Below are 26,752 nucleotides of genomic sequence, written 5' to 3' on the forward strand. Positions count from 1 at the left end.
AAGTAAAAAAGCTCACAGCCTGTGAGCTTTTTTTTTGCGTAAAGCAGGCATGGTTTTATGGCAGGCGCATGATGGTTGTCCTTTCATTAAAGGGCAAAGTGTGAAAAAATTGCAGGAAATATTGAAGGCAGTTTTTTATGTTAGATCGTGATGGATACCGTCCGAACGTTGGGATTGTGCTTTGCAATGCACATAACCAGGTGTTTTGGGGCAAGCGTATCAGAGAGCATGCGTGGCAGTTTCCGCAAGGCGGCATCAAATATGGTGAAACGCCGGAACAAGCGATGTATCGTGAGCTGATGGAAGAGGTAGGCCTCAAGCCTGAGCACGTCAAAATTCTGGGCCGTACCCGTGACTGGCTGCGCTATGAAGTACCGACCAGCTGGATAAAACGTGAGTGGCGCGGCAGTTATAAAGGTCAAAAACAAATCTGGTTTTTATTACGCCTGACCGGCCGCGACTCTGATGTTTCGTTACGTGCGACTGAGCACCCCGAGTTTGATGCCTGGCGCTGGAGTGAATACTGGGTGCCACTTGAAGATGTGATTGAGTTCAAGCGCGAGGTTTATCAATTAGCGCTTAACGAACTGGCGACCTTTTTGCACCATTATGGCCGACGTCCCGGCGGCAAGCCACGCAAGCCTGCCGCGGCAAACAAGTTGCCACCCACCGTCACCCCTGAATAATCTATAGCCACACGGCCGCTGTGCGGTCTTGTGGCAAAATCCACTCCGGCCGCAAACCATGGCAGGTATAGCCGGTGGGATATTTGACTAAATAATCCTGGTGCTCAGGCTCGGCCAGCCAAAAGTCGCTGGCAGGTGTGACTTCTGTGACGACCTTCCCGGGCCAGATCTGCGTGGCATTCATGTCGGCGATCAGTTGTTCTGCCTCGGCTTTTTGTGCCGCATTGGCATAATAAATGGCCGAGCGGTAAGACGGTCCCAAATCATTGCCCTGGCGGTTCAAGGTGGTCGGGTCGTGAATCTGGAAAAAGAATGCCAGTAACTGCCGCAGGCTGATCAGTGATGCATCAAACTCCACCTCTATGGCCTCTGCATGGTTGCCATGATTGCGGTAGGTGGCATGGGCAATGTCGCCGCCAGTATAGCCAACGTGTGTGGAAATGACGCCGGGCAGGCGTCGGAACAGGTCTTGCATGCCCCAAAAACAGCCGCCAGCGAGAATAATGGTGTCTTGCATCAGGTTCTCTTTCTATCAGTTGGATGCTTCATGCAGACATGAAGCCGTGTTTGAATGATTTTTATGCTTTGTCGTGTATCAAATCAAATACTTACAATCTGTCCAGTATAGGTGGTTTAGGTTAAAATACTGAGTTTTAGTTCTAAGCAATGTTGGGGAGCATATGTCAGTCAAGGTAGGCATTAACGGGTTTGGACGAATTGGCCGTATGGCGTTACGCGCGGCAATTGAGCAGCAAGAGTTCAGCAACATCGAAGTGGTAGCGATTAATAGTTCATATGATGTTGAATACATGATGTATTTGCTCAAGTATGACTCGGTCCATGGCCGTTTTAATGCCAAGGTAGAAACTGATAATGGTGCACTGGTGGTAAATGGCAAACGCATTCATTTGACCGCAGAACGTGACCCTAGCAAGATTGACTGGCGTATTGGTGGTGCAGATATCATCATCGAATCTACCGGCGCGTTCCTGACACAGGACAACTGCCATCCGCACATTAGTGGCGGTGCGAAAAAAGTGGTGCAATCAGCGCCAGGTAAAGATGACACGCCTATGTTTGTGTTTGGCGTAAACCATAACGAATATGCAGGCCAGGCGATTATTTCTGCCGCGTCTTGTACCACCAATGGCCTGGCACCATTGGCAAAAGTATTGCATGACACCTTTGGTATCAAACGTGGCTTGATGACCACTATTCATGCCGCGACAGCCTCACAATTGACGGTAGATGGCACCTCCAAAAAAGATTGGCGCGGTGGCCGCAGCGTGTTTGAAAACATTATTCCTTCCAGTACTGGCGCTGCCAAGGCGGTGGGTAAAGTGATTCCTTCCCTCAACAAAAAACTGACCGGTATGGCCATGCGCGTCCCTTCAGCCGATGTGTCTGTGGTGGATTTGACCGTAGAACTGAATAACGAAACAACCTATGAAGCGATTTGCGCGGCCATGCAAAAAGCGGCCGACGGTGAGTTAAAAGGTGTGCTGGAATTTACCAACGAAAAAGTGGTTTCCAGTGACTTCCGCAGCAGTGCAGCCGCCAGCGTGTTTGATGCCGATGCAGGTATTATGCTGGACCCGACTTTTGTCAAGGTCGTTGGCTGGTACGACAACGAATACGGTTATACCTGTAACCTGCTGCGCCTGGTTCAACACATTGCTTAATCATGCACGGGGCTTTATGCCCCGTTTGCTTTTGTCACTGATATTTTTATCCTTACCAGTTTATATTCAAGCGGCGGCGACCGCTCAAGGGAGACCTTCATGAAATTCATCAAAATGACCGACCTCGACTTGCGTGGCAAGCGTGTGTTTATCCGTGCCGACCTCAATGTGCCGGTAAAAGACGGCGTGGTGACCAGTGATGCCAGAATTGTGGCCAGCATGCCTACCATTGAGTTTGCCTTAAAGGCAGGCGCCAAAGTGATGGTGACTTCGCATTTGGGTCGCCCGGAAGAAGGTGTGTACAGTGAAGAGAATTCATTGCAGCCGGTAGCCGATGTGATGAGTAAGTTATTGGGGCAGCCGGTGCGCCTGGTCAAAAACTGGCTGGCGCCAAACGCGCCTGAAGACAGTCTCACCACGCAAGATGGCCAGCTGATTTTGCTGGAAAACTGTCGCTTCAATGTGGGTGAAAAGAAAAACAACGATGAACTGGCCAAGAAATACGCCGCGTTGTGCGATGTGTTTGTGATGGATGCCTTTGGCACTGCACACCGTGCCGAAGCTTCTACGCATGGTATCGCCAAGTTTGCACCAGTGGCTTGTGCCGGTATTTTATTGACACAAGAACTGGATGCGTTGAGCAAAGCCTTGCTAGCGCCTGCACGTCCACTGGTGGCAATTGTCGGCGGCTCCAAAGTCTCGACCAAGTTGACCGTGCTCGAAAGCTTGTCTGATAAGGTAGATCAGTTGGTGGTTGGTGGCGGTATCGCCAATACCTTTCTTAAGGCCTCAGGCCAGGAAGTGGGCAAATCGTTATGCGAGAATGACCTGATTGAAACCGCGAAATGCCTGATGGGCAAAATGGAAGCGCGCGGCGCCTGTGTGCCGATTGCCAAAGATGTAGTGGTGGGCAAGCAATTTGATGCCAATGAACCCGCTGTGAAAAAGCCAGCAACCGACGTGGCTGCCGACGAAATGATTTTTGATATTGGCGCGCAATCTGCGGCTGAACTGGTCGATATCATCATGAAAGCGGGTACCGTGGTTTGGAACGGCCCGGTGGGTGTATTTGAGTTTGACCAGTTTGGTGAAGGCACCAAAACGATTGCCAAGGCGATTGCCGAAACCAAGGCCTTTACGCTGGCGGGTGGTGGCGACACCATTGCTGCGATCCAGAAGTATGATATTTATGACAAAGTGTCTTATATTTCTACGGCTGGTGGCGCATTTCTGGAGTTTCTGGAGGGTAAAACCTTGCCAGCGGTGGCTATCCTCGAAGAACGCGCAGCTTAATCTTCAAGCCTGGTGACGGTCTGCGCGCTACGTTGTTGGTTAAACGGAGAGCGGGACCGTCAGTCTATGGTGTTTATCGTAGACTTCAACGCGGTTGCGGCCCTGTTTTTTGGCCACATATAAAGCCTTGTCGGCCTGCTCAATGAGCAAGTTGCCGTCTTCGCTGAAGTTAAGCCACTGGTTGCGCGCATGCTGCTCTTTGTGTGACTGCGATTGCTGAAGGCCCAGTGAGGCAACGCCGATGCTCACGGTCATCAGGCGATGACCGGCGAAGCGGATATCTAGCGCCATGACTTTCTGCCGGATGCGCTCGGCAATTTTAGCGGCTTCCTGCTGTGTGGTTTGCCCCAGCACCAAGACAAACTCTTCCCCGCCGTAACGCGCGGCCAAGTCCCCCGGGCGGTTACTGTAACGTTTCAATATGCCCGCCAATTGGCGCAGGCAATCATCCCCCGCGCCATGTCCCATGCTGTCATTGAGTTGTTTGAAGTGGTCGGCATCGACCATCATTACACTGAGGCTGGACTGATGGCGGATGGCGCGCGACCATTCGTCACGCATGAATTGTTCCAGGCGACGGCGATTGGCCAGCCCGGTAAGCGGGTCAGTTAAGGTGAGGGCTGAGATGCGGTCTTCAGTCTGCTTGTGGTGGGTGATGTTGGTCAGTGACAGTAAAAATAACTTGCCGTCCGCCAGCGTGGTTTGCATGGGTTGCAGGTTGAGTGTCAACCAGGTAGGTTCCTGGGTCGGCGTGTGACACAAATAGTCAGTCGTGAAGTGCTCGATTGAGCCGCTGAGTACGCGCTCGATACCGTCTAGTAACAAGGGCTGGTTAGTATCTTCATTGGCGCGACATAGATCCAGGTAAGCAATGCCAAACCAGTCAGTTTCCAGGTCCAGGCCGTAGAGTAGCCCGAATTTTCGCCAGGCCTGATTCACGTAAATAATGCTGCTGGTCTCATCAATCACTGCGATTTGCAGGGGTAATGTGTCCAGGATACCACTCAGTAATTGTTCTGCGATGTTCACAAAATATCCGATGGCCAGTTGCTTGCAACATTCAAAAGATTCAACTCTATTCTATTCAAGGCTTTCGCGCCTGTCTAATGCTAATTGTTGAAAATTAGCATCAAAATTGCTTATTTCCCCCTATCCAGTGACGAAGGAGTCAAAAATGGGCATTAGGGTGGGAATTAATGGTTTTGGTCGCATCGGTCGTATGGTGCTGCGCGCCGCATTAAATCAGGCAGAGTTCAAGGATATGGAGGTCGTGGCCATTAATGGTATCGAAGAACCCGACCATATGTTGTATATGCTCAAATATGACTCCGTGCACGGCAGGCTGGCACAGGATGCACATTTAGAGGGCGACTTTCTGGTCATTAATGGCAAGAAAATACGCCTCACCGCGCATACCAAACCGGCAGATATCGATTGGGGAGCAGAAGCGGTCGATGTGGTGATCGAATGCACTGGCGTTTTCCTGACCCAAGAAACTTGCGCGGCACATATTGCCGGTGGCGCGCGCATTGTGGTGCAGTCAGCCCCCGGCAAAGACGATACGCCCATGTATGTCTACGGCGTCAATCACTATCATTATCATGGCGAAGATATCGTCTCGGCGGCTTCTTGTACGACCAATGGGCTGGCGCCTATCGTCAAGGTGTTGCATGACCATTTTGGTGTCAAGCGTGGCTTGATGACGACCATCCATGCGGCGACCGCTACGCAGAAAACGGTGGATGGTACCTCCAACAAAGACTGGCGCGGCGGACGCGGCGTATTTGAAAACATTATTCCTTCAAGCACCGGGGCTGCCAAAGCGGTGGGTAAAGTGATTCCGGCGCTCAATAAGAAACTCACTGGCATGTCCATGCGGATTCCATCGGCCGATGTGTCTGTGGTCGATTTAACCGTGGAGTTGCAACAAAAAACCACTTACGAAGACATTTGCGCCGTCATGAAATATGCCTCGGAGCGTGATTTGAAAGGTGTGCTTGGCTATACCGAAGAGCCCGTGGTTTCCAGCGACTTCCGCGGCTTCCCGGCCGCCAGTGTGTTCGATGCGGGGGCTGGCATCATGCTGGATCCGACCTTCGTCAAATTGATCGGCTGGTATGACAATGAATATGGCTATACCTGCAATTTGTTACGGTTAACCCGCTACGTGAGCTATGCAAAATTGTCGATGACAGATTTGCCCGCGGCGGAAGAAGAGGTGGCCGAGGCCGCTTGATCCTGAGTGTGGAATTGGGCAGTTTGGCGCTGATAGACAATTTACTCGCCTGCAACGGCGTCGCGCATTTATAATGCTATTTTTACTTGTGTGATAGACATTATGCGTGCGCCTTTGCTCGAAACCTCCATCAAAAGCCTGAAAAAACTGCACCAGGGCAAGGTGCGTGATATTTACGATATCGACGCCCACACCATGCTGCTGGTGAGCACTGATCGTTTAAGTGCTTTTGATGTGATTTTGCCCACCGGCATTGCGCACAAAGGGGCCATGCTGACGCAAATGGCTAATTTCTGGTTTGAGCAATTGCAGGATGTGGTGCCTAACCATTTGACTGGCATTGCGCCTGAGTCTGTGGTCACGCCGGATGAAGTCGAGCAGGTAAAAGGTCGTGCCGTGGTGGTGAAGAAACTCAAAGCCTTGCCGCTGGAGGCGATTGTGCGTGGCTACCTGGTCGGTAGTGGCTGGAAAGAGTACAAAGCCAAGGGCACTGTCTGCGACATTCCTTTACCAGCCGGTCTGCAATTGGCGCAACAATTACCTAAACCGCTATTCACGCCTTCAAGCAAGGCCGCAGTTGGCGAGCACGATGAAAACATCAGTGTCGCCCAGGTGGAAGCGCTGATAGGCAAAGACCTGACGGCACAGGTGGAAAAAGCCGCCATTGCCTTGTACACACGTGCGGCGGAATATGCACGCACCAAGGGTATTATCATTGCGGACACCAAATTTGAATTCGGCGTCGACGCGCATGGCGTGTTGCATGTGATGGATGAAGCCTTAACGCCGGATTCTTCCCGTTTCTGGCCAGCGGACCAATACCAGATTGGTAGTAACCCGCCCAGCTTTGACAAGCAGTATGTGCGTGACTGGCTGGAGGGCTGCGGCTGGGACAAAGTCGCACCCGGCCCTGAGTTGCCGGCAGAGGTAGCGCAACGTACTTCTGATAAATATATGGAAGCGTTTGCCAAATTGACCGGGCGTACCTTGCTGGTCGATTAATCACGGCAACTATTAATTACTGTCACCATTACTCACTGCAACTATGGGCTTTCGCGCACAATTGGCGACACTCGCCAGCCGGTTCAAGCAGGAGGTTGCGTTTTACCGCGCACTGCATGCGCATCCGCAGACGCCCAAGTTGGCCAAAGGCTTGTTATGGCTGGCGTTGGCTTATCTGGTGTTACCGTTTGACCTGATTCCGGACTTTATTCCGGTGATCGGTCAGTTGGATGAGTTAGTGATTATTCCATTATTGCTTTACCTGGCACTCAAGTTGACGCCAGTCGCGGTGCGGCAGGCGTGTCGCGATTCTGTGCCGCTTGTGCCGGATCAAAAATAGTGCTGTTTGACAGCAAATGTTCATATTATTCGCCTATAATGGCGCTTTTTTGTTGAAATGGGTTTGAGAAGATGTCTTTGAATTTGGTGCCAAGCGGCAAGGATTTGCCCCACGACTTTAACGTCATTATCGAAATTCCGGCTAACGGCGACCCGGTTAAATACGAAGTAGATAAGGAAAGTGGTGCGCTGTTTGTGGATCGTTTCATGGGTACATCCATGCAATATCCATGTAACTACGGCTATATTCCACACACGCTGGGCGATGATGGAGACCCGGTGGATGTGCTGGTGATTACGCCAGTGCCATTATTGCCAGGCGTCGTTGTACGTTGCCGTGCTTTAGGCATGTTGAAAATGACCGACGAAGCCGGTGGTGATGCCAAAGTGCTAGCCGTGCCGATTGAAAAAGTATGCGGCCTGTATGCTTACCAGAAAACATTGAGCGATGTTTCGCCTTGGCGTTTGGACATGATTGCCCACTTCTTTGAGCACTATAAAGACCTGGACAAAGGTAAATGGGTGAAGATCGAAGGTTGGGTCGGCATTGAAGATGCACATCAGGAAATTAATGATGGTGTGGTACGTTATAACGAAGCAGAAGTGAAGCCAGCGTTTTAATGTGAGCGATGCATCAAAAAAGTCGGCCTAGGCCGACTTTTTTATTTGCTGAAGCGCAGCTTCTGTTAATGAAGCAGTGGGACAATCAACAGTGCCACGATATTGATAATCTTGATTAATGGGTTGACTGCCGGGCCAGCCGTGTCCTTGTAAGGGTCGCCGACGGTGTCACCTGTGACGGCAGCCTTATGTGCGTCAGAGCCTTTGCCGCCATGATGGCCGTCCTCAATATACTTCTTGGCGTTGTCCCAGGCGCCACCGCCAGTACACATCGAAATCGCGACAAACAGGCCAGTGACAATCGTGCCCATAAGCAAGCCACCTAGTGCGACCGGGCCCAGAAATAATCCTACCAGGATGGGCGCAGCGACGGGGAGCAATGAAGGCAGCATCATTTCTTTGATCGCCGCGCTGGTCAGCATATCCACTGCTTTGCCATATTCCGGTTTGGCCGTACCCTCCATAATGCCTTTGATTTCGCGGAACTGGCGGCGCACTTCTTCAACCACGCTGCCTGCGGCACGACCAACGGCTTCCATCGCCATGGCGGCAAACAGGAAGGGAATCAGGCCGCCAAGAAACAGGCCAATAATGACTTTCGGGTCGCTTAAATCAAAGCTGGCGGTAATGCCTGCGCTTTCCAGTTTGTGTGTGTAATCGGCAAACAGCACCAATGAAGCCAGCCCAGCTGAGCCAATGGCATAGCCTTTGGTCACGGCTTTGGTGGTATTGCCCACAGCATCCAATGGGTCAGTGACATCGCGCACGCTACTGGGTAACTCGGCCATCTCGGCGATGCCGCCAGCATTATCGGTAATCGGGCCATATGCATCCAGCGCGACCACAATGCCTGCCATGCTCAACATAGCCATGGCAGCAATCGCTACGCCATAAAGACCGGCCAGGTGAAATGCTACATAGATAGCGATACAGACCGAAATGACCGGTAGAGCAGTCGACTTCATGGACACGCCTATGCCTGCGATGATATTGGTGGCGTGGCCGGTGGTTGAGGCTTGTGCCACGTGTTTCACTGGCGCGTAATCGGTGCCGGTATAGTATTCGGTGATCCATACCAGGGCAGCAGTTAAGACTAAACCTACCGCGCACGCGCCAAATAATGCCTGGCTGGAGACGGTCACTTCGCCATGGGTGTAGCCTTGCGGAAACACATATTGCGTGACAAAGTAAAAAGCGATAAGTGACAGCAAGCCAGCGACGGCCAGGCCTTTGTACAGCGCAGGCATCACGTTTTTCATGCCAGGTGAAGCTTTGACGAAGAAGCAGCCAATAATGGAGGCGACGATGGAGACCGCACCTAACAGCAAGGGGTAAATGACACCATTGGCACCTGCTTCTGCGGCCATCAGACCGCCGAGAACCATGGTGGCGATCAGCGTCACGGCATAGGTTTCAAACAAGTCGGCGGCCATGCCAGCACAGTCACCCACATTGTCACCGACGTTATCAGCAATCACGGCCGGATTGCGCGGGTCATCTTCCGGGATACCGGCCTCGACCTTGCCCACTAGGTCAGCGCCGACATCTGCGCCTTTGGTGAAAATACCGCCACCCAGTCGTGCAAAAATGGAAATTAACGAAGAGCCAAAAGCCAGGCCGATGAGTGGGTTGAGGTCAGTCGCCTGCTCTGCCCCTAGGTAAATGTAAAAGCCAGCGACGCCCAGCAGGCCCAAGCCGACCACCAGCATGCCAGTAATCGCACCGCCTTTAAAGGCCACATCCAGTGCTGCACCTATGCCATGGGTGGCTGCCTGGGCTGTGCGCACATTGGCTTTGACCGACACATTCATGCCAATAAAGCCGCAAGCGCCTGATAAGATCGCACCGACTAAAAAACCGATAGCGGTTTGCAGGCTTAAAAATAAGCCGATCAATATAGCCAGTATGATGCCGACCAGTGCGATGGCTTTATATTGCCGGGATAAATAGGCGGCTGCGCCTTGTTGAATGGCCCCGGCAATTTCCTGCATGCGGGCATTGCCTGCGGGTAACCCTGAAATCCATTGACTCATTACTACGCCATAGAGCACCGCCAACACTGCAGCACCGAGCGCTAACATTAATGCGACTGACATGACTTCTCCTGTTCCTGATGAAACTGCGTTAAACGTAATGACTGCTTAAACCCCTGCTACTTAATTTGTAAATAAAATGTAACAGGTTGGGCCATTATTGCACTATTAAAGTGCGTCTACAAGCGCGTTTTCAGGGCTATTTTGAGGGCGGAAAAAGCGTCACTCAGTCGTCACGTTGCTGGTCAATAAAGTGGCGTAAAGCAGCTTCCAGCGCCGGATTGTTGGCTTCGTTAGCATAGGCTTCGAGTGTGTTTAAAGCCTGATTTGAAGGGGCTTTGATGCGTTTATGCTTGCTTTGCGGGCGAGATTTTACTTGCACTTTGACCTTAATTGCGTTAAGGTTTAAGCCTTTGATTTTCCTGGAATTTTGACAGAAATCCCGGATTTTTTGCAGGAGTTGGGTTTCCATTAACTTGATTCTGCTGGCCGCTGCGCCTGATTGTACGGCAATCGTCAGTGCACCATCATGTAGCGCCAGTACATGCGAAAACCTGGAGAATTCCGGGGCAACTGCTGACCAGCATTGCTGTAATTGCTGCCTATCATCCGCTTCTTGTAACAGCGGCTTGAGATCGTGATGATGCTTGAAAATCTGATTGATTTTGAACATGGCGGATTGTCCACAGAATGCGTGAATATTGTACACCACCAGGCCAGAAAGCGTTGAGTCACCCGTTGGGTCATCATTGCTAGCCGGTGAATAGCGAGAGTTCTTAGCATGATTAATATCATTATTGTTTCAGAAAAAATGGCCAAGCCAAAAACACTGGGTGTGTTTGAAAGTCTTGGCTTGCTCCTGGCGCTGATCCTGGTGCCTGTCGTATTAATCTTATTGTTTATTACGCCGCAGCAAGTGATCAAATCGCAGGGCGTGAAAGCCATGTTGCCACCGCATTTGCGTGGCGCCATGTTGTCTACCCAGAATCACCTTGATGCCTATGCCAAGCAAATTGGCGAGTTGCAGGCGCGCATTTTACGTCTGGATGCGCAAAATCAGCGATTGTCAAAGTTGGCCGGGGTTAAATCGACCGCAGAGCCAATTAATGAAAGAACGCCGGTGAATGAAGTGCCCGCGACTGAGCCGCCGGTCAGTGAATCATTGGGCCAGGGCGGGCCGCTGGTCAAGGACTCGCCGTTAAGCGAAGAAGACTTGAAAGCCACGATTGAGCAAATGTCGGCGGACCTGGATTTCAGGGATGAGTATCAAGGCAAGATTGAAGCGAAATTGTTGCAAAAGAGTGTGCTGCGCGAAATGTTGCCTAACAGTAGCCCGGTTGCTGCGGCTTACAGTTCATCCAGCTACGGCTGGCGGATTGATCCATTAAATGGGCATCGCGCCTTTCATGAAGGGCTGGATTTTCCAGCCTCCGTTGGCATGCCAGTGTATGCGGCGGCGGATGGCATTGTGACCACGGCCGTGCAAACGCCAGATTACGGCAACCTGCTTAAAATTGATCATGGATCAGGCCTGGAAACCCGCTACGCGCACAATTCCAGATTGCTGGTGAAATCCGGTGAGCGTGTGATGAAGGGGCAGAAAATTGCCTTGATTGGCAGTACGGGGCGTTCAACCGGTCCGCATTTGCATTATGAAATTCGTCTTAACGGCAACCCGCTGGATCCGCGTGAATATCTCAGAAGCCATTCCTGAAGCAAGCCTCTGGAGTAGTCAATGCGTAAGGGAATGTTTGCCGACGTGCAATAATTGAGACAATTCCCCTCTATATCTTATACAATCTCGGTCTATTTCAATTTAACGCCGCACATGCGGAAATCGGTGTGACTCATGTTAGCCTCGTTGTTTAAAAAAGTTTTTGGCAGTCGTAACGATCGACTGGTCAAGCAGTATCAGCAAACCGTCAAACAAATCAATGCGTTAGAGCCAGAGACTCAAGCCTTGAGCGACGAGCAGCTACGTGCAAAAACCGAAGAGTTTAAACAGCGGTATAGCAATGGCGAGTCTCTGGAAAAATTGTTGCCAGAGGCATTTGCCGTGGTGCGCGAAGGCAGCAAGCGTGCGTTGGGCATGCGCCACTTTGACGTACAGCTGATCGGCGGTATGGTGCTGAATGCGGGCAAGATTGCCGAAATGCGCACCGGTGAGGGTAAAACCCTGGTAGCGACACTGCCAACGTACCTGAATGCCTTGACTGGCAAAGGCGTGCATGTGGTGACGGTCAACGATTACCTGGCCAAACGTGACGCGGAGTGGATGGGGCAGCTTTACAACTTTTTGGGCTTAAGCGTCGGCATCAACCTGTCACAAATGCCACACGATGCCAAGCAGCAAGCTTATGCTTCTGATATCACCTACGGCACCAATAACGAATTCGGTTTTGACTACCTGCGTGACAACATGGTGTTCAGTAAAGAGGAACGCGTACAGCGTCCTTTGCACTATGCGCTGGTGGATGAAGTCGACTCCATCCTGATTGATGAAGCACGTACGCCACTGATTATTTCTGGCCAGGCCGAGCACAGCGTTGATTTATACGGCGCCATCAACGAAGTCGCCAAACAACTGGTTCGCCAGCAAGTGGAAGACGGCGAAGGCGATTTCTGGGTCGATGAAAAAGCGCAAAGCGTGACCATGAGTGAAGCGGGTCATGAGCACGCGGAACAATTGCTGGAGCAAACAGGTTTGCTAACGGCAGGTTCCAGCTTGTATGAGCCAGCCAATATTACCCTGGTGCATCATTTGTATGCGTCCCTGCGTGCGCAAAATCTTTACCACCGCGACCAGCACTACGTGGTGCGCAATAATGAAATCGTGATTGTGGATGAGTTTTCTGGCCGTATGATGCCGGGCCGTCGCTGGTCCGATGGTTTGCATCAGGCAGTGGAAGCCAAAGAAGGCGTGGCGATCCAGAAAGAAAACCAGACACTGGCGTCCATCACGTTCCAGAACTACTTCCGCATGTACCAGAAACTGAGTGGTATGACCGGTACGGCGGATACCGAAGCGTATGAGTTTAACCAGATCTACGCACTGGAAACCGTGGTGATTCCTACGCACAGACCGGTGCAGCGTTTGGATGCGATGGATAAGGTGTATCGCACCGGCATGGAAAAATACAAAGCGGTGATTGAAGATATCAAACAATGCCAGGCCAAAGGCCAGCCAGTGTTGGTTGGTACGACTTCGATTGAAAACTCTGAGCTGATTTCGCAATTGCTCACGCAAGCCAAGCTGGAACACCAGGTGTTAAACGCCAAGCAGCATGAGCGTGAAGCGACCATCGTTGCCGAAGCAGGCCGTCCTGGCATGATCACGATTGCGACCAATATGGCCGGTCGTGGTACCGACATTGTCTTGGGCGGTAACTCAGAAGGTGAGATTCATGCGATTCGCAATGATGCCAATTTGAGCGATGCTGACAAAGAAAGCAAAATCGCCCTGCTGAAAGCCGAATGGCAACAGCGCCACGATGCCGTGCTGGCTGCAGGCGGCTTGCATATTATTGGTACTGAGCGCCATGAGTCTCGCCGCGTCGACAACCAGTTGCGCGGTCGTTCTGGACGTCAGGGTGACCCAGGCTCCAGCCGTTTTTACTTGTCTTTAGAAGACCAATTGCTGCGCATTTTCTCTGGTGAACGTGTGGCGGCGATCATGACCCGCCTCAATATGCCGGAAGGCGAGGCGATTGAGCATGCCATGGTGACGCGTGCGATTGAAAACGCCCAGCGCAAGGTCGAAGGCCGTAACTTTGATATCCGTAAGCAGTTGCTAGAATACGATGATGTGTCTAACGACCAGCGCAAGGTGATTTACGAGCAACGTAATGAATTGCTGGAGTCGGTCGATGTGGGCCAAACCATACGTGCCATGCGTGAGGATGTGATTAACAGCCTGTTTAATACCCATGTGCCACCAGGCAGCGTGGAAGAGCAGTGGGAAGTGCCTGCGCTGGAACAAGCATTACAGGACGAGTTGAGCATCGGCTTGCCGGTCGCTGAGTGGTTGGAAAACAACCCTGACTTGCATGAAGAAACTTTGCGTGAGCGCATTCTGGATGCGGCTAACGAAAGCTATGGCTCAAAAGAAGCCTTGGCAGGCAATGACAATATGCGCAATTTTGAACGCGCAGTCATGTTGCAAAGCCTGGATAACCATTGGCGCGAGCACTTGGCAGCGTTGGATCATCTGCGTCAGGGCATCCATTTGCGCTCTTATGCACAAAAGAACCCCAAGCAGGAATACAAGCGTGAAGCGTTTGAGTTGTTTGAGTCGTTACTGAACACCGTCAAAAGCGAAGTCACCAAGATTACCATGCAGGTGCAGGTGCGTTCTCGCGAAGAGCTGGAAGAGGAGGAGCGCCGTGCCGAAGAGGCCATGCGTGCAGCGGATGTGGGCAACTTGCAATATCAGCACACAGATTATGACTCTGCATTAACCAATAGCGGGGATGCAGCACAGCCAGCACAGGGCTTGCCAGAAGGCGTGCGTGTTGGCCGTAATGATCCTTGTCCGTGCGGATCAGGCAAGCGTTTTAAAAACTGCCATGGCGCATTAAGCTAACCATTGTATTGAACTAACATTGTATTGAACTAACATTGTATTGAACTAGACAGCGAAAGGGATTCAATATGTCAGATCAGGAAATTCCATCCCCGTGTGTCGGGGTATGCAGTATTGATGACAGTAACGGTTTTTGCCAGGGCTGTTTTAGAACCATAGACGAAATCCGCCAGTGGTGGGATCTTGATCGCGCGGGTAAAGCGGAAGTGATCAAACTGGCTAATGCGCGTGAAGCTGCGGTATTTGGTGAATAGTGACTCGCCTCAAGTAACAAAGTAAAAAGCCGGCAATCGCCGGCTTTTTTATATTCAGATATTCGGAGTAGTGCTATAGATCTGCGAGTGGCTGATCACCCAAGGTATTCGATTGTGCGTCCAGTTTACCGATCACCATTTTGAGTGAGGCGTTCAGGCTTTGTAAAGAATCGGTGTCCAGGGTGGCCAGTACTTGCGGCAAAATACCATCGACCGGTTTAGGCGCTTTGGACAGCACTGCGTGGCCCGCTTCGGTCACAATCAGCCCGACTTTGCGTTGATCCTGGCTCAGACGCTGTTTTTCTACCAGTTGTCTTTTGACCAGTTTTTCTACCAGTAAGCTACAGGTGGATTGATGAATGGCAAGGTTTTCTGCCAGGCGGGAGACCCCTAATTCTGGATGAGTAGCGATTTCATGCAAGAGCCAAAGCTGTGAACCTGAGATGCCGCACGAAGCTTCAATTTCTCTAAAATGTTGTCTGACGGTACCGAAAATAATTCGAAATTGTTTTAAAGCTTCTTTTGCGAGGGAGTTTTGCATGATTAATTTAATGTAAATATTTATGTTCATTTTACCAGTTTCCACCAGATAACATGGCTTCGCTATGTTTATCGCGATAAAAATTCCCGTTTCTATCGGTGGTTTTAGACAAAAAAGTCGTTTTTAGCCACAAACGCTAGCCCGGTTTGGCAGACCGGTCTGTCTTATTTTTGTGACTATTTCGATCGCAGGCTATCGGTTGTGATAGCTTGTTGCTGATGAAGAGAGAGTAACGTTTCTAAGCCGAATTCGATGACAGCCTCGGAGGAAAAATGCGGGATTGTTTGCGCTAATTGCAGCAGATGGTGATGTGAGGTGGCCGTTTGTGTTTGCAACTGTTGCAATAGTTGGTAGGTGATCGCATTGAGCTGGATAAAACAGACTTTAAACTCGGGCGTACGATACACCAGTAAAAACGTAGGTATTGTCTCAACCGTATTCTGTTTTTTTGAGAGCAGGTGTACCGCATAATCGTAATGCAACAATTGGTGCACGCCACACAGCTGCACAACGCGATGCAACAGTGCATGCCCTTGCGTAAAGTGTTCGACAGTTGAATCAGCCGGCGCGGCATCCACTTGCTGACCAAGTAGCAGCTCTATCCATTCGTAGTGCGCCAGTTGCGCTGTGTAGGCGGGCAAGTCCGCTGGTATTTCTGCGTGCAGAAAAGCGACAAAACTGCCGGGAATATCCTTGAACAGCGGACTGTTAAATTGCTGTGAAAAGAAACACTGCCGCACCAGTTTGCTAAAGCGGCGCTGTCCCAGAATGTCACGTAGCACCGGAAAACAGGCGCTGACGCTGGCCTCAAAGTTGTTGAACACGATTTCACGGTAGACACGCATGCGCTTATCGCTGACCCCTGCCGGTTTGGCATGCCGGGCCGGGTGCCGCAGGTGGGCAGTAAATGCCGCTTGGTATGCTTGAAATGCAGGCATCAGGCTACCTTATGTACGTTCTGTGTACGGGCGGGCTGTGCTTGCTGTTGCAGGATTGCGATGCGGTCGACTTCCTGCATCAGGGCAGGCAGCGGGGGAATATGACTATCGCGCTCCAGCAAGGTCGGGAACACAGCCAGCTTGTTGTAGGCATATGTTAAAAGCTGCCACACCGGGTCGATAATCGCTTCGCCATGTGTATCCACCAGTAAATCTGGTTCGACTTGCAAATGCCCTGCCATATGACCATACACAATACGCTCGGCCGGAATTTGCTCCAGGAAGGCATAGGCGTCAAAGCCAAAATTGACACTATTTACATAGACATTATTAATATCCAGATGCAAATCGCAGTCGGCTTCGGACAGTACAGCATTGATAAAGCTGATTTCATCCATCTCGGAGATAGGGGCTGCCACATAGAATGAGGCATTCTCTACCGCAATGCGGCGCTCCAGAATGTCTTGGGTTTGACGGATACGTTGCACCACATATTTAACCGCCTCTGCGGTAAACGGGATGGGCAGTAAATCGTAAATATAGCCATTGGCAGTATCGCTGCAATAGCTTAAATGTTCGGTATAGAGGGGAATCTCAAAATCAGCCAGAAACTGTTTTACCTGCTTGAGAAAGCTGACATTGAGTGGGTCAGGCCCGCCCAAAGATAAACATAAGCCATGACAGGCTATCGGGTAATGCTGGGCCAACCAGTCCAGTTCGGCAGCATATTTACCACCGGCCTGAATCCAGTTTTCGGGAGCGATCTCCAGAAACTGCAACTGTGCAAGCAATGGCTGACCATATTGCTGCATCAGCTGGGGTAGCAGCTCACGCTTTAGCCCCAGGCCCGCACCGCGAATGTCCGATAGCTGTGCCATGAATATGGTTGCCGACGATTATTTGCTGGCGTGGCAGGCGCCTTCTTTCATTTTTTCAGCTGAGCAACTGCCTTGTTTCATCTTGTCTGCTGAGCAAGAACCTTCTTTGGCTTTGTCATGATGGCAAGAGCCCTCCTTCATTTTTTCGGCTGAACAGCTGCCTTCTTTCGCTTTCTGCTTGTTTGCCCCACATTTTCCGCTGCTGCATTTACCTTCTTTGGCTTTGCTGTCAGTCGCATCTGCTACCTGATAGCCTTGGCCCAGTGTTTTCAATTCAAACGGATTGCTGCCTGCATGGGCAGCGGCTGCTGCAATGGATAACGCTACTGCACCAGTAATCACAGCCATTTTATGTGTCGTCATGTTGCTTCCTTTTTCAAACAGGGTTTAAAAGTGGACATCAGTAAAATTTGTCCAATTGTTGCGTAATGCGTTCCCGTGCTGCCTGTGACAACGCAATTTCGCTGTCATTCGTTACTTGCTGCTGCCAAACCTGCATGGCGTCGCGAATCCATTTAAGCTGTTGCGTAAAACGTCGGCAATAGATACAGATAGCCAGGTGCAACCTGACCGCCCAGCGCTCACGCCAGGTGAGCGGGCGGTCAAGTGATTGCGATACCAGCACGCTGGTTTGTTTGCAATTCAGCATCTCTTTGTCCGTTTCACATTACGTGTTACCAGTGCATTTCAAGACATTTCCGCAGTCCCATACGGGCACGGTATAACATTACCCATGCATTGGTCGCGGTGATATTCAATGCCTTACAAATTTCTTCGTTTTCCATTTCATCCACATCACGCATGGTGAAAATGGCGGCCAGCTTTTGCGGTAAACGCGCCATACATTGCTGTAATACCTGCAAAAACTGTTTTTGCTGCAAGGCGTCATGTGGCACATCCCAGGCTTGCGGTTTTTCTGCCCAATGGCCGGTTTCGTCAAAAAACTCATCCATATTGGCATCTTCTTCGGTCAGGAGTTCCGAGGCCGGGATTTCGCGTACCTGCTTGCGCATACAGTCAATGATTTTGTGTTTCAGGATGCCCGTGAGCCAGGTGCGTGGGCTGGATTGCGCTGCATAGTTGGGATTTTTGATCGCAGCCAGCAAGGTTTCCTGCACAACGTCTTCTGCCTGATGCGGATCGCGTAGCCGCGTTAGCGCAAAGCGATACAAATAATTGCCATGTTCGTTAAGCCAGTCGTGCGGATTAGATTTCATGACGGTTATTGAAGCATAATTCAGGTAGACGGAGCAATGCTGGCGCGTTGCTCGATCAGGCTTAAATAATGCGCAGCATCCAGCCCGGTCTGGTTGCGTTGTGCCAGCCAGATGGTTTCGGCCAGGCATTCGAGCAGGGCATGCTGCGCTTCATGTTCTTGCTGGAACTTTGTACACAGTTTGCCGTAGGCTTGTGTGATGCCGATGGGCTGGTTGATGCTGATTTGCTCCTGGATGGACAGGTGCAGACTCATATGCAAGAACGGGTTGGTTTCACCCATTTCCGGGTAATAGGCTTGTTCCAGATATTGCTCGGGATGGTCCAGAATCGCGTGGTATTCGGGATGCAGATGCATAATACCCACCGCCATTTTTTCGAGGTCGGTCAATATGTTTTGCTGTTTGAATTTGGCCCAGGCATCAAAGAAAAACTGGCGCACTTCATCGCGGCTGGGATTAAATAAGGCCATGATTAACTCTCTACCGGTGGTTTCACCGGGTGTATTTGCTTGTCTTGGAATTCACATAAATCAGCAATGCAGCATTCACCGCATTTAGGGTTGCGTGCCGTGCAAGTATAGCGCCCGTGCAAAATCAGCAGGTGATGGGCGTCTTGTAAAAACTGTTTTGGCGTCGTGCTCAAAAAGCGCTGCTCCACCTCGAGCACGTTTTTGCCAGGTGCCAATTTGGTACGGTTGCCGACGCGGAACAAATGTGTGTCGACAGCAATGGTGGGTTGGCCAAATGCCGTGTTGAGGATGACATTGGCGGTTTTTCGGCCCACCCCAGCCAGCGCTTCTAGCGCTGCGCGGGTATCGGGCACTGCTCCGCCATGCAAAGTGAGCAGTTGCTGGCAGCATTTGAACACATTATTGGCTTTGGCATGATAAAGGCCTATGGTTTTAATATAGCTTTCTAACCCTTCCAGGCCGAGATCCAGAATGGCTTGTGGTGTGTTGGCGACTTTGAATAGTTTGCGCGTGGCGATGTTCACGCCTTTGTCAGTCGCTTGCGCCGACAATATGACCGCAATCAATAACTCAAAGGTCGAGCCGTGTTCCAGTTCGGTGGTCGGGTTGGGGATGGCTTGTGCCAGTCTCTCGAAAATCGCCAGTCTTTTTTGGGCATTCATAACAAATATTTCGTTGATGACAGCAAGGGCTAACCTGCTTTTTGTGCTTTTACACGCGCTATCGCGGCGGCAAGGGCGGCTTGTTTGAGGGTGTCTGCTGAAGGAGCCGCTGCGCTGATGTCTGCCGTATCCGTTTGCGCGGTGCCAGCGTATGCAGCGGGGCGTTGATGATAGGTTTGGGCTTTGTTGTGTGTTTCAAATGCCTGTCGCTTGAGTCGCTGCTCGTGACGGCGTCTTGCCAGGTCGGATTCCTCTGTATTCATCGCCAATGCACGGCCAGCCAAAGTTTGTATACTGATGCAATCGACCGGGCAGGGTGGCAGGCATAATTCACAGCCGGTACATTCCTGGCTGATCACGGTATGCATGAATTTGGCGGCACCAAGGATAGCATCGACCGGGCAGGCGGCGATACACAGTGTGCAGCCTATGCAAGTCTCTTCATCAATCACCGCCACTGCTTTGGCTTTAGTCATGCCATGGGCGGGATTTAACGGCAGGTAAGGGCGCTGCAGTAAGTCGGCCAATGCCCGAACACCTGGCTCACCGCCTGGCGGACACTGGTTGATATTGGCCTCGCCATTGGCAATTGCTGCCGCATACGGTTTGCAGCCGTCATAACCACACTGGCGGCATTGTGTTTGCGGCAGCAGAGCATCAATCTGCGCAATCAATGTGTGCTGCTTGAGTTGGTCCATTGTCTGCATGTTACCTTGGCAAGAACGCTATTTAATCCCTGTTGCAAAGGCTGACATTATAACTGAAACCATGTTTGACGATGGCTTGGCAGGCCTTGTCTGGTGGCTAAGCGGGTTCTTTGGCGTTCAGGCGCATAATCAGTTAAAATATTCGCTTTATTATTGAATGGCGCTAGGTATGTTTACGGGCAGTTTGGTCGCAATCGTGACCCCGATGTTTGAAGATGGTCGTTTGGATCTGGACGCGCTCAAAAAGCTGATCGATTTTCATATCGACGCCGGTACAGATGGCATTGTCATCGTCGGTACTACCGGCGAATCCCCTACTGTCAATGTTGACGAACATTGCTTGCTGATTAAAACCACGGTTGAGTATGTGGCCAGGCGTGTGCACGTGATTGCAGGCACAGGGGCCAACTCGACTGCTGAAGCGATTGAGCTGACAGCGAAAGCAAAAAGCCTGGGTGCGGATGCTTGCCTGCTGGTTGCGCCTTACTATAACAAGCCTTCACAAGAGGGTTTGTACCAGCACTTTAAAGCGATCGCCGAGGCGGTTGCTATCCCACAAATTTTATACAATGTGCCAGGCCGTACTGGCTGCGATTTAAGCAATGATACGGTCGTGCGTTTGGCGCAAGTGCCTAATATTGTCGGCATTAAAGATGCGACGGGTGGCATTGAGCGCGGTACGGATTTGCTGTTGCGCGTGCCCGCCGACTTTGCCGTGTATAGCGGTGATGATGCGACATCGCTGGCGTTGATGTTGCTGGGTGGCAAAGGCGTGATTTCGGTGACTGCCAATGTGGCACCGCAATTGATGCACGAAATGTGTGAACATGCCTTGAATGGTGACATCGCTGCGGCCAAGGCGGCGAATGCCAAATTGTTTGCCCTGCATCAGAAATTGTTTGTAGAGGCGAACCCGATTCCGGTGAAATGGGTATTGCAGCAAATGGGTTTGATTGCCACCGGCATTCGTTTGCCGCTGGTGAACTTATCCAGCCAATATCATGAAGTATTACGCAGTGCCATGAAGCAGGCTGATATTGCCGCTTGATTGAGCTAAGACTAAATTTAGGGTGAAATAAGTGAAATACATGAATCATGTTTGGTTACAACGGGCCGTGCTGGTCAGCCTGGTGACAGTGCTGGCTGCGTGCGACTCTATCCCGTTTATCGATAACAGCTCTGATTACAAAGGTGCAGGCCGTTCCAAACCACTGGAAGTTCCCCCTGACCTGACTGCCGTGCGCACCAGCAGCACTTATAATGTGCCTGGCAGCACCAGCTATTCTGCCTATAGCCAAAACCAGGATGCACAAGAGCAAAACGGCCCGCAGCCGGTGCTGGCCGATATGAAAAACGTGCGCATGGTTAAGGCCGGACAACAGCGCTGGTTGGTGGTGAATGCTCCGGCTGAAAAAATCTGGCCGATTGTGCGTGATTTCTGGCTGGATCAGGGCTTTGCGGTCAAAGTAGAAAATCCGGAACTCGGTGTGATTGAAACCGAGTGGTTGCGGTCGGATGCGATCAAGCCGAAAGAAGATAATCGTGGCTATGGCGAGAAGTTTGATGCCTGGCTGGATAAACTCTCCGGCTTTGCCGACAGACGTAAATTCCGTACCCGGCTGGAGCGTGGTGAAAAAGACGGGACCACTGAGATTTATATGACGCATCGGACGGTGGCAGGTGCGCCGGATGATGGTAAGAATTACGTCAATACCCAGTTGGGTAAAATCGACACTGGTTATCGCGCCAATGCGGCAGATAATAAAAACAATGCCGGGCAGGAGTTTGATGCTGACCTGGATGCTGAATTATTGCGCCGCATGATGGTGAAGCTGGGTCTGGATGAGCAGAAAGCTGATCAGGTCATGACGCAAGTGGCTTCAGACAAGCGCGCTGACGTGATTAAAGAGCCTGACCAGAGCGTGACTTTGAAACTCAATGAGCCATTCGACCGCGCCTGGCGTCGTGTGGGGTTGGCGCTGGATCGTATTGGTTTTGTCACAGAAGATAAAAACCGTTCCGAAGGCATCTTTTACGTGCGTTATGCCGATACAGATGCAGAAGATCCTATCAAGCAGAAAAAAGGCTTGCTGGAGCGACTGAAGTTCTGGGGCAGTGATGAAGACGAAAAATCGGCAGCACCGGTTGAAGTCAAACCTGGCGATAAAACCAAGTTCTGGAAAGGCACTTCAGACGGTGACAAGTCCAGCAAGCAGTATCGTATTCAGGTGCTGGAAAATGCAGATGACACCACCGATGTGTATGTGTTGACGGTGGATAACAAGCGCAATACGTCGACCACGGCTAACCGTATTATTTCCCTGCTGTATGAGCAACTGAAATAACAGAGGCCAGGTGTGCGATTTGCATCTTTAGGCAGTGGCAGCGCAGGCAATGCCACTGTGGTAGAAGCCGGGGAAACCCGGCTTTTGCTTGACTGTGGCTTTAGCGTGAAAGAAACTGTGCAGCGCTTGGCGCGCCTGGATCTGCAACCTGAACAACTCTCGGGCATCCTGGTCACGCACGAGCATGACGACCACGCGCGCGGGGCGTTCAAATTGGCAGCACGTTATCAGATTCCTGTCTGGTTGACGCATGGCACTTACAGCATGTGCCAGCGCTACCTGCCGACACAAGCGGTCACGATCAATATCATTGATGCGCATACGGTGTTTGCTTTACACGAGATCGAAGTATTACCTTATCCGGTGCCGCACGATGCGCGCGAACCGGCGCAATTTGTGTTTGGTGATGGAGCACGCAAATTCGGTGTGTTGACGGATGTCGGCAGCGTCACGCCACATATTGTGATGATGCTGCAAGGCTGTGATGGTTTGTTGCTTGAATGCAATCATGACCTGGAAATGCTGCGAACAGGCACTTATGCACACTCATTGAAAAAACGCGTGGGCGGCTGGCTGGGGCACCTGGATAATCAATCCAGTGCGCAATTACTTGGTCAGCTGGATAACAGTAAGCTCAAGCATCTGGTGGCTGCGCATCTGAGCGAGAAAAATAATACGCCTGCTTTGGCTAAGCAGGCGTTGAGTGCAGTACTAAACTGTGCCAGTGACTGGGTACAAATTGCCCATCAGCACGATGGGCTGGGCTGGCGTGATTTATAGTTGATCTATGTTGCTAATCCAGCACCATGATCTGTTCTGACAAGCGGATCATGCGCTCAACCGGCGTCACCCAGACGATGCCATCGCCGACATTGCCGGTATGGGCTACTTCAACGATGGTCTGCAAAACACCTTCCACCAGTTCATCTGGCACCACCATATATATATAGACTTTGGGGCTGTAATCGGTCAGCTCTTCACGCACGCCCACACTCGGTTTTTGCAAATGTGGGCCGCAACCTTCCATCTTGTTGACTGACATGCCGGGAAAGCCTTTGATATTCCGCAGTGCAGAGCGTATCTTTGCCAATCTCGCCGGTTGTATGACTGCTTTGATTTCTTTCATAAAAATATCCTTTAGAGCATAGACTCACTGGGGCAGCATTATGCCTCTATTTTACTTTCTTCAAACTTACGATAGAGGGTAGGCACCACAATCAGCGTGAGCAGGGTAGAGGTAATCAAGCCACCAATCACTACAATCGCCAATGGTCGCTGTACCTCGGCGCCTGGACCCGTCGCAAACAGGAATGGCACCAGCCCCAGCATGGCCACCGTGGCGGTCATCATCACCGGCCTGAAGCGCTGGGCGCAGCCTTTGCGGATAGCTTCGAGTTGACTCAGGCCTTCTTCACGCAGGGTGCGGATATACGATACCAGTACCACCGCGTTGAGCACTGCGATCCCCCACAAGGCAATAAAGCCTACCGATGCCGGAACTGACAGGTACTCACCTGTGACAAACAAGGCAATCACACCACCAATTGAGGCAAAGGGTAGCACCAGAATAATCATGGTGGCAAACCGCAAAGACTGGAACAACAGGAACAGCAGGAAGAAAATGGCCGCAATGGTCACCGGGATAATGATCATCAAATGGCCCATGGCGCGTTCCATGTTCTGGAACTGGCCACCGTACTCCAGATAATACCCATCCGGCAACTGCAGTTTTTGCCCCAGCACCTGTTGCAACTCAGCCACAAAGCCACCGAGGTCGCGGTCTTTGACATTGACGCCAATCACGATACGGCGTTTGGCCAATTCACGACTGATTTGCGCCGGGCCATCCTTGATCTCGATATCGGCCAGATCTTCCAGCGCGACACGTGAGCCATTGGGCGAAGTCAGCATAATGTTGCGGATAGCTTCTTCATTATTGCGGAAGGATTCCGGATAACGCACCGCCGCTGAGAAACGGCGCTGGCCTTCAAAAATCTCAGTCGCAATTTTGCCGCCTATGGCGGTTTCAATCACATCATGTACATCAGATGCATTGATACCATGACGGGCAATGGCCTGGCGGTCAATCGTGATATTCAGGTATTGCTGCCCTGAGACTTTCTCTACCTTGATTTCAGTGGCGCCTGTCACCGAGCCGGCAATTTTGGCGATCTCATCCGCTTTTTGCTTGAGTGCATCCAGGTCTTCACCAAAAATCTTCACCGCTACATCCGCACGCACACCGGTCAGCAGTTCATCGACACGGTCAGAGATCGGTTGTGCCATGATGATTTGTACACCTGGAATATACTTCTCTAGTACTTGACGCATTTTTTCAGCGATATCATCCTGGGTCCACCCCTCGGGCCACTGGTCACGCGGCTTGAGGCTAATAATCGGCGTAGATTCGTTTTGTGCCTGTGCATCGGCCGGGCTTTCACCGCGACCCAGTCCGGAGATGGCCGACTTGATACCAGGCACTTGCTCCATGATCAGCTTCATCGCCTTGCTCTCCATTTTCATGGATTCTTCCAGAGAGATATTAGGCACGCGGTTAATGCCGGGGACGATAGAGCCTTCTTTCATTTCCGGGATAAATGAGGTGCCCAAAAATGGAAACAGCGCAATCGTGCCAACAAAGACCAGGGCCGAGGCCAGGATGGTTTTCTTCTCATTATCGAGCACCCAGTTCAGTGCTGATAAATATGGTCGTTTAATGGCTTGTATCAGCTTGGTATCGTCGCCACTGCCGCCTTTGAGCATATAGGAGCACAGCGCTGGTGTCAGGGTCAGCGACAATACCAGTGACACAAACAGCGCAATGGCAATGGTGTAGGCCAAAGGCGCAAACATTTTGCCTTCCATGCCTTCCAGTGTCATCAGGGGCAAGAACACCAGAATGATGATGCCAACGCCAAACAATACTGGTGTGGCTACCTCCGTCGCCGCCTCCAGGGCGACGCGGATGCGGCTTTCATCTTTGCGATGTCCTAAATGGTGAAAGGTATTCTCCACCACCACGACAGAGCCATCGACCATTAGGCCAATGGCAATGGCCAGGCCACCCAATGACATGAGGTTGGCAGAAATACCGTAGTGGTTCATGACCATAAAGGTGATTAAAGGCGTCAGGATCAAAGTGCCGACCACAATCAGGCTGGAACGCACATCCCCTAGGAACAGGAACAGAATCACAATCACCAGGATAATCCCTTCAATCAGCACTTTGGTGACGGTGTGCAAGGCTGCATCGACTAACTCGCTGCGATCATAGTAGGGCACAATCTGCAGGCCATGTGGCAACATGCCTTTGCTGTTGATTTCTTCCACACGGGCTTTGATGCGGCTCACTACTTCTTTGGCGTTGCCGCCACGCATCATAATGACAATGCCACCGACAGATTCCGTATCGCCGTTTTTGAGCACCACACCCACACGTACTTCATGGCCGATAGTGACTTCTGCGACGTCGCGGATATAGACCGGCGTGCCATTTTCTTCTTTTAGCACCATGTTACGGATGTCGTCCAGGTTTTGCACCAGGCCGACACCACGAATCAGGTACTGTTCGGCATAATGCGGCAAAATGCCACCGCCACTATTGGCATTATTACGCGCCAGTGCTTCATACACATCTTTGAGCTTGATCGAAAAATGCGTCATGCGGTCTGGGTTGACCAGCACCTGGTACTGCTTGACGTAGCCGCCTTGCGAGTTGATTTCAGCCACGCCTGGGATGCCGCGCAGCAATGGGCGTACCACCCAGTCCTGAATCGCTCTACGCTCTGTCAGGTCAGCTTGCGTCAATGCCTTTTTACCGTCATCCGGTTTATCCAGCGTGAATTGATAGACCTCGCCCAGACCGGTAGACACCGGTCCGAGGATAGGTGTCACGCCTTGCGGCATGCGCTCCATCACCTCCATCAGCCGTTCCATCACCAGTTGCCGGGCAAAGTAAACGTCGGTGCTGTCGGTAAATACCAGCGTGATCAGGGACAAGGCATTTTTATTCACCGAGCGCATTTCGGTCAGGCCGGGCAAGCCCGTCATGGCGATTTCCAGCGGTACGGTGATGAAGCGTTCGACTTCTTCCGGCGACTTGCCGGTGGCCTGTGTGGCAATCATGACCTGGACGTTAGTCACATCCGGGAAAGCATCGACAGACAATTTTTTAACTGCAAACAGGCCAGCAAGGATAAATCCGACAGCCAGGACCAGCACAATCAGGCGCTGCTTAAGCGCGCCTCGAATTAGGGATTCAATCAT

28 protein-coding genes are annotated in these 26,752 nt (G+C 51.3%); 13 read left to right on the forward strand and 15 right to left on the reverse strand.

Annotation, left to right across the window (positions count from 1 at the left end):
- Positions 1–137 precede the first annotated feature (137 nt).
- Complete coding sequence (locus MET42_RS0103320) at positions 138–686, forward strand: RNA pyrophosphohydrolase (RefSeq protein WP_019881353.1); 549 nt, start codon at positions 138–140, stop codon at positions 684–686.
- A 1-nt stretch (position 687) separates the two neighbouring features.
- On the opposite strand, the gene msrA is transcribed toward MET42_RS0103320, so the two are convergent.
- On the reverse strand, positions 688–1,203 hold the full coding sequence (msrA, locus tag MET42_RS0103325; RefSeq protein ID WP_019881354.1) for a peptide-methionine (S)-S-oxide reductase MsrA: 516 nt from the start codon (positions 1,201–1,203) through the stop codon (positions 688–690).
- 163 nt (positions 1,204–1,366) lie between these two features.
- On the opposite strand from msrA, the gene gap (MET42_RS0103330) reads away from it, so the two are divergent.
- Together gap (MET42_RS0103330) and MET42_RS0103335 are read left to right on the forward strand one after the other, a co-directional pair.
- Positions 1,367–2,368 (forward strand): type I glyceraldehyde-3-phosphate dehydrogenase, encoded by a 1,002-nt coding sequence (gene gap, locus MET42_RS0103330; protein WP_019881355.1) that lies wholly within the window; start codon positions 1,367–1,369, stop codon positions 2,366–2,368.
- 99 nt (positions 2,369–2,467) lie between these two features.
- Positions 2,468–3,661 carry a phosphoglycerate kinase gene (locus MET42_RS0103335; RefSeq protein ID WP_019881356.1) on the forward strand — a complete coding sequence of 398 codons (1,194 nt, stop codon included), beginning with the start codon at positions 2,468–2,470 and terminating at the stop codon, positions 3,659–3,661.
- Positions 3,662–3,700: 39 nt separating this feature from the next.
- Here the strand turns inward: MET42_RS0103335 and MET42_RS0103340 are convergent, their stop codons facing one another.
- Positions 3,701–4,690, reverse strand: a complete 990-nt coding sequence (locus tag MET42_RS0103340) for a sensor domain-containing diguanylate cyclase (protein ID WP_019881357.1) — start codon at positions 4,688–4,690, stop codon at positions 3,701–3,703.
- Positions 4,691–4,835: 145 nt separating this feature from the next.
- Here MET42_RS0103340 and gap (MET42_RS0103345) point away from each other — a divergent pair, with 145 nt between their 5' ends.
- The 4 genes from gap (MET42_RS0103345) to ppa all read left to right on the forward strand — a co-directional run bounded on the left by gap (MET42_RS0103345) (position 4,836) and on the right by ppa (position 7,859).
- Entirely contained in the window at positions 4,836–5,897 is a 1,062-nt protein-coding gene (gap, locus tag MET42_RS0103345) for a type I glyceraldehyde-3-phosphate dehydrogenase (RefSeq protein WP_019881358.1), read from the forward strand.
- A 102-nt stretch (positions 5,898–5,999) separates the two neighbouring features.
- A complete protein-coding gene (locus MET42_RS0103350; protein WP_019881359.1) occupies positions 6,000–6,899 on the forward strand; it encodes a phosphoribosylaminoimidazolesuccinocarboxamide synthase in 900 nt (299 codons plus the stop codon).
- 43 nt (positions 6,900–6,942) lie between these two features.
- Complete coding sequence (locus MET42_RS0103355) at positions 6,943–7,239, forward strand: YkvA family protein (RefSeq protein WP_019881360.1); 297 nt, start codon at positions 6,943–6,945, stop codon at positions 7,237–7,239.
- A 71-nt stretch (positions 7,240–7,310) separates the two neighbouring features.
- Positions 7,311–7,859, forward strand: a complete 549-nt coding sequence (gene ppa / locus MET42_RS0103360) for an inorganic diphosphatase (protein WP_019881361.1) — start codon at positions 7,311–7,313, stop codon at positions 7,857–7,859.
- Between the two features lie 65 nt (positions 7,860–7,924).
- On the opposite strand, the gene MET42_RS0103365 is transcribed toward ppa, so the two are convergent.
- The gene (locus MET42_RS0103365) at positions 7,925–9,955 is read right to left on the reverse strand and encodes a sodium-translocating pyrophosphatase (RefSeq protein ID WP_019881363.1); all 2,031 of its coding nucleotides are present in this window, start codon (positions 9,953–9,955) and stop codon (positions 7,925–7,927) included.
- 163 nt (positions 9,956–10,118) lie between these two features.
- Positions 10,119–10,565, reverse strand: coding sequence for a DUF721 domain-containing protein (locus tag MET42_RS0103370; RefSeq protein ID WP_019881364.1), 447 nt, complete (start codon positions 10,563–10,565; stop codon positions 10,119–10,121).
- Positions 10,566–10,673: 108 nt separating this feature from the next.
- Between MET42_RS0103370 and MET42_RS0103375 the strand changes: the two genes are divergently transcribed.
- The 3 genes from MET42_RS0103375 to MET42_RS0103385 all read left to right on the forward strand — a co-directional run bounded on the left by MET42_RS0103375 (position 10,674) and on the right by MET42_RS0103385 (position 14,728).
- Positions 10,674–11,606: a M23 family metallopeptidase gene (locus MET42_RS0103375; protein ID WP_019881365.1), complete on the forward strand. Its 933-nt coding sequence runs from the start codon at positions 10,674–10,676 to the stop codon at positions 11,604–11,606.
- 135 nt (positions 11,607–11,741) lie between these two features.
- Positions 11,742–14,474 (forward strand): preprotein translocase subunit SecA, encoded by a 2,733-nt coding sequence (gene secA, locus MET42_RS0103380; protein WP_019881366.1) that lies wholly within the window; start codon positions 11,742–11,744, stop codon positions 14,472–14,474.
- Positions 14,475–14,542: 68 nt separating this feature from the next.
- Positions 14,543–14,728, forward strand: a complete 186-nt coding sequence (locus MET42_RS0103385) for a DUF1289 domain-containing protein (RefSeq protein ID WP_019881368.1) — start codon at positions 14,543–14,545, stop codon at positions 14,726–14,728.
- A 73-nt stretch (positions 14,729–14,801) separates the two neighbouring features.
- Here the strand turns inward: MET42_RS0103385 and MET42_RS0103390 are convergent, their stop codons facing one another.
- The 9 genes from MET42_RS0103390 to MET42_RS0103430 form a co-directional block, all read right to left on the reverse strand.
- Complete coding sequence (locus tag MET42_RS0103390) at positions 14,802–15,269, reverse strand: MarR family winged helix-turn-helix transcriptional regulator (RefSeq protein WP_029512308.1); 468 nt, start codon at positions 15,267–15,269, stop codon at positions 14,802–14,804.
- Between the two features lie 176 nt (positions 15,270–15,445).
- Complete coding sequence (locus tag MET42_RS0103395; RefSeq protein ID WP_019881370.1) at positions 15,446–16,207, reverse strand: DUF2063 domain-containing protein; 762 nt, start codon at positions 16,205–16,207, stop codon at positions 15,446–15,448.
- A complete protein-coding gene (locus tag MET42_RS0103400; protein ID WP_019881371.1) occupies positions 16,207–17,085 on the reverse strand; it encodes a DUF692 domain-containing protein in 879 nt (292 codons plus the stop codon). The genes MET42_RS0103395 and MET42_RS0103400 overlap by 1 nt, the downstream gene beginning before the upstream one ends.
- Before the next feature lie 18 nt (positions 17,086–17,103).
- On the reverse strand, positions 17,104–17,448 hold the full coding sequence (locus MET42_RS0103405) for a hypothetical protein (RefSeq protein WP_019881372.1): 345 nt from the start codon (positions 17,446–17,448) through the stop codon (positions 17,104–17,106).
- A 37-nt stretch (positions 17,449–17,485) separates the two neighbouring features.
- Positions 17,486–17,734, reverse strand: a complete 249-nt coding sequence (locus MET42_RS0103410; RefSeq protein ID WP_019881373.1) for a zf-HC2 domain-containing protein — start codon at positions 17,732–17,734, stop codon at positions 17,486–17,488.
- 25 nt (positions 17,735–17,759) lie between these two features.
- Complete coding sequence (locus MET42_RS0103415; protein ID WP_019881374.1) at positions 17,760–18,302, reverse strand: sigma-70 family RNA polymerase sigma factor; 543 nt, start codon at positions 18,300–18,302, stop codon at positions 17,760–17,762.
- A gap of 20 nt (positions 18,303–18,322) precedes the next feature.
- Positions 18,323–18,772 carry a DUF1841 family protein gene (locus MET42_RS0103420; protein WP_019881376.1) on the reverse strand — a complete coding sequence of 150 codons (450 nt, stop codon included), beginning with the start codon at positions 18,770–18,772 and terminating at the stop codon, positions 18,323–18,325.
- A 2-nt stretch (positions 18,773–18,774) separates the two neighbouring features.
- Positions 18,775–19,434, reverse strand: a complete 660-nt coding sequence (nth, locus tag MET42_RS0103425) for an endonuclease III (RefSeq protein ID WP_019881378.1) — start codon at positions 19,432–19,434, stop codon at positions 18,775–18,777.
- 29 nt (positions 19,435–19,463) lie between these two features.
- On the reverse strand, positions 19,464–20,132 hold the full coding sequence (locus tag MET42_RS0103430) for an RnfABCDGE type electron transport complex subunit B (RefSeq protein WP_019881379.1): 669 nt from the start codon (positions 20,130–20,132) through the stop codon (positions 19,464–19,466).
- 178 nt (positions 20,133–20,310) lie between these two features.
- Between MET42_RS0103430 and dapA the strand changes: the two genes are divergently transcribed.
- Genes dapA through MET42_RS0103450 form a run of 3 tightly spaced genes read left to right on the forward strand, consistent with a single transcriptional unit; the run spans position 20,311 to position 23,266 of the window.
- Positions 20,311–21,189: a 4-hydroxy-tetrahydrodipicolinate synthase gene (gene dapA / locus MET42_RS0103440; protein WP_029512309.1), complete on the forward strand. Its 879-nt coding sequence runs from the start codon at positions 20,311–20,313 to the stop codon at positions 21,187–21,189.
- 40 nt (positions 21,190–21,229) lie between these two features.
- Positions 21,230–22,486: an outer membrane protein assembly factor BamC gene (gene bamC, locus MET42_RS0103445; RefSeq protein ID WP_019881382.1), complete on the forward strand. Its 1,257-nt coding sequence runs from the start codon at positions 21,230–21,232 to the stop codon at positions 22,484–22,486.
- Positions 22,487–22,498: 12 nt separating this feature from the next.
- Complete coding sequence (locus tag MET42_RS0103450; protein WP_019881383.1) at positions 22,499–23,266, forward strand: MBL fold metallo-hydrolase; 768 nt, start codon at positions 22,499–22,501, stop codon at positions 23,264–23,266.
- Positions 23,267–23,279: 13 nt separating this feature from the next.
- Here the strand turns inward: MET42_RS0103450 and MET42_RS0103455 are convergent, their stop codons facing one another.
- Positions 23,280–23,612: a P-II family nitrogen regulator gene (locus tag MET42_RS0103455; protein WP_019881385.1), complete on the reverse strand. Its 333-nt coding sequence runs from the start codon at positions 23,610–23,612 to the stop codon at positions 23,280–23,282.
- A gap of 38 nt (positions 23,613–23,650) precedes the next feature.
- Positions 23,651–26,752 carry an efflux RND transporter permease subunit gene (locus tag MET42_RS0103460; protein ID WP_019881386.1) on the reverse strand — a complete coding sequence of 1,034 codons (3,102 nt, stop codon included), beginning with the start codon at positions 26,750–26,752 and terminating at the stop codon, positions 23,651–23,653.

Source organism: Methylophilus sp. 42, assembly GCF_000384155.1.
Lineage (GTDB): Bacteria > Pseudomonadota > Gammaproteobacteria > Burkholderiales > Methylophilaceae > Methylophilus.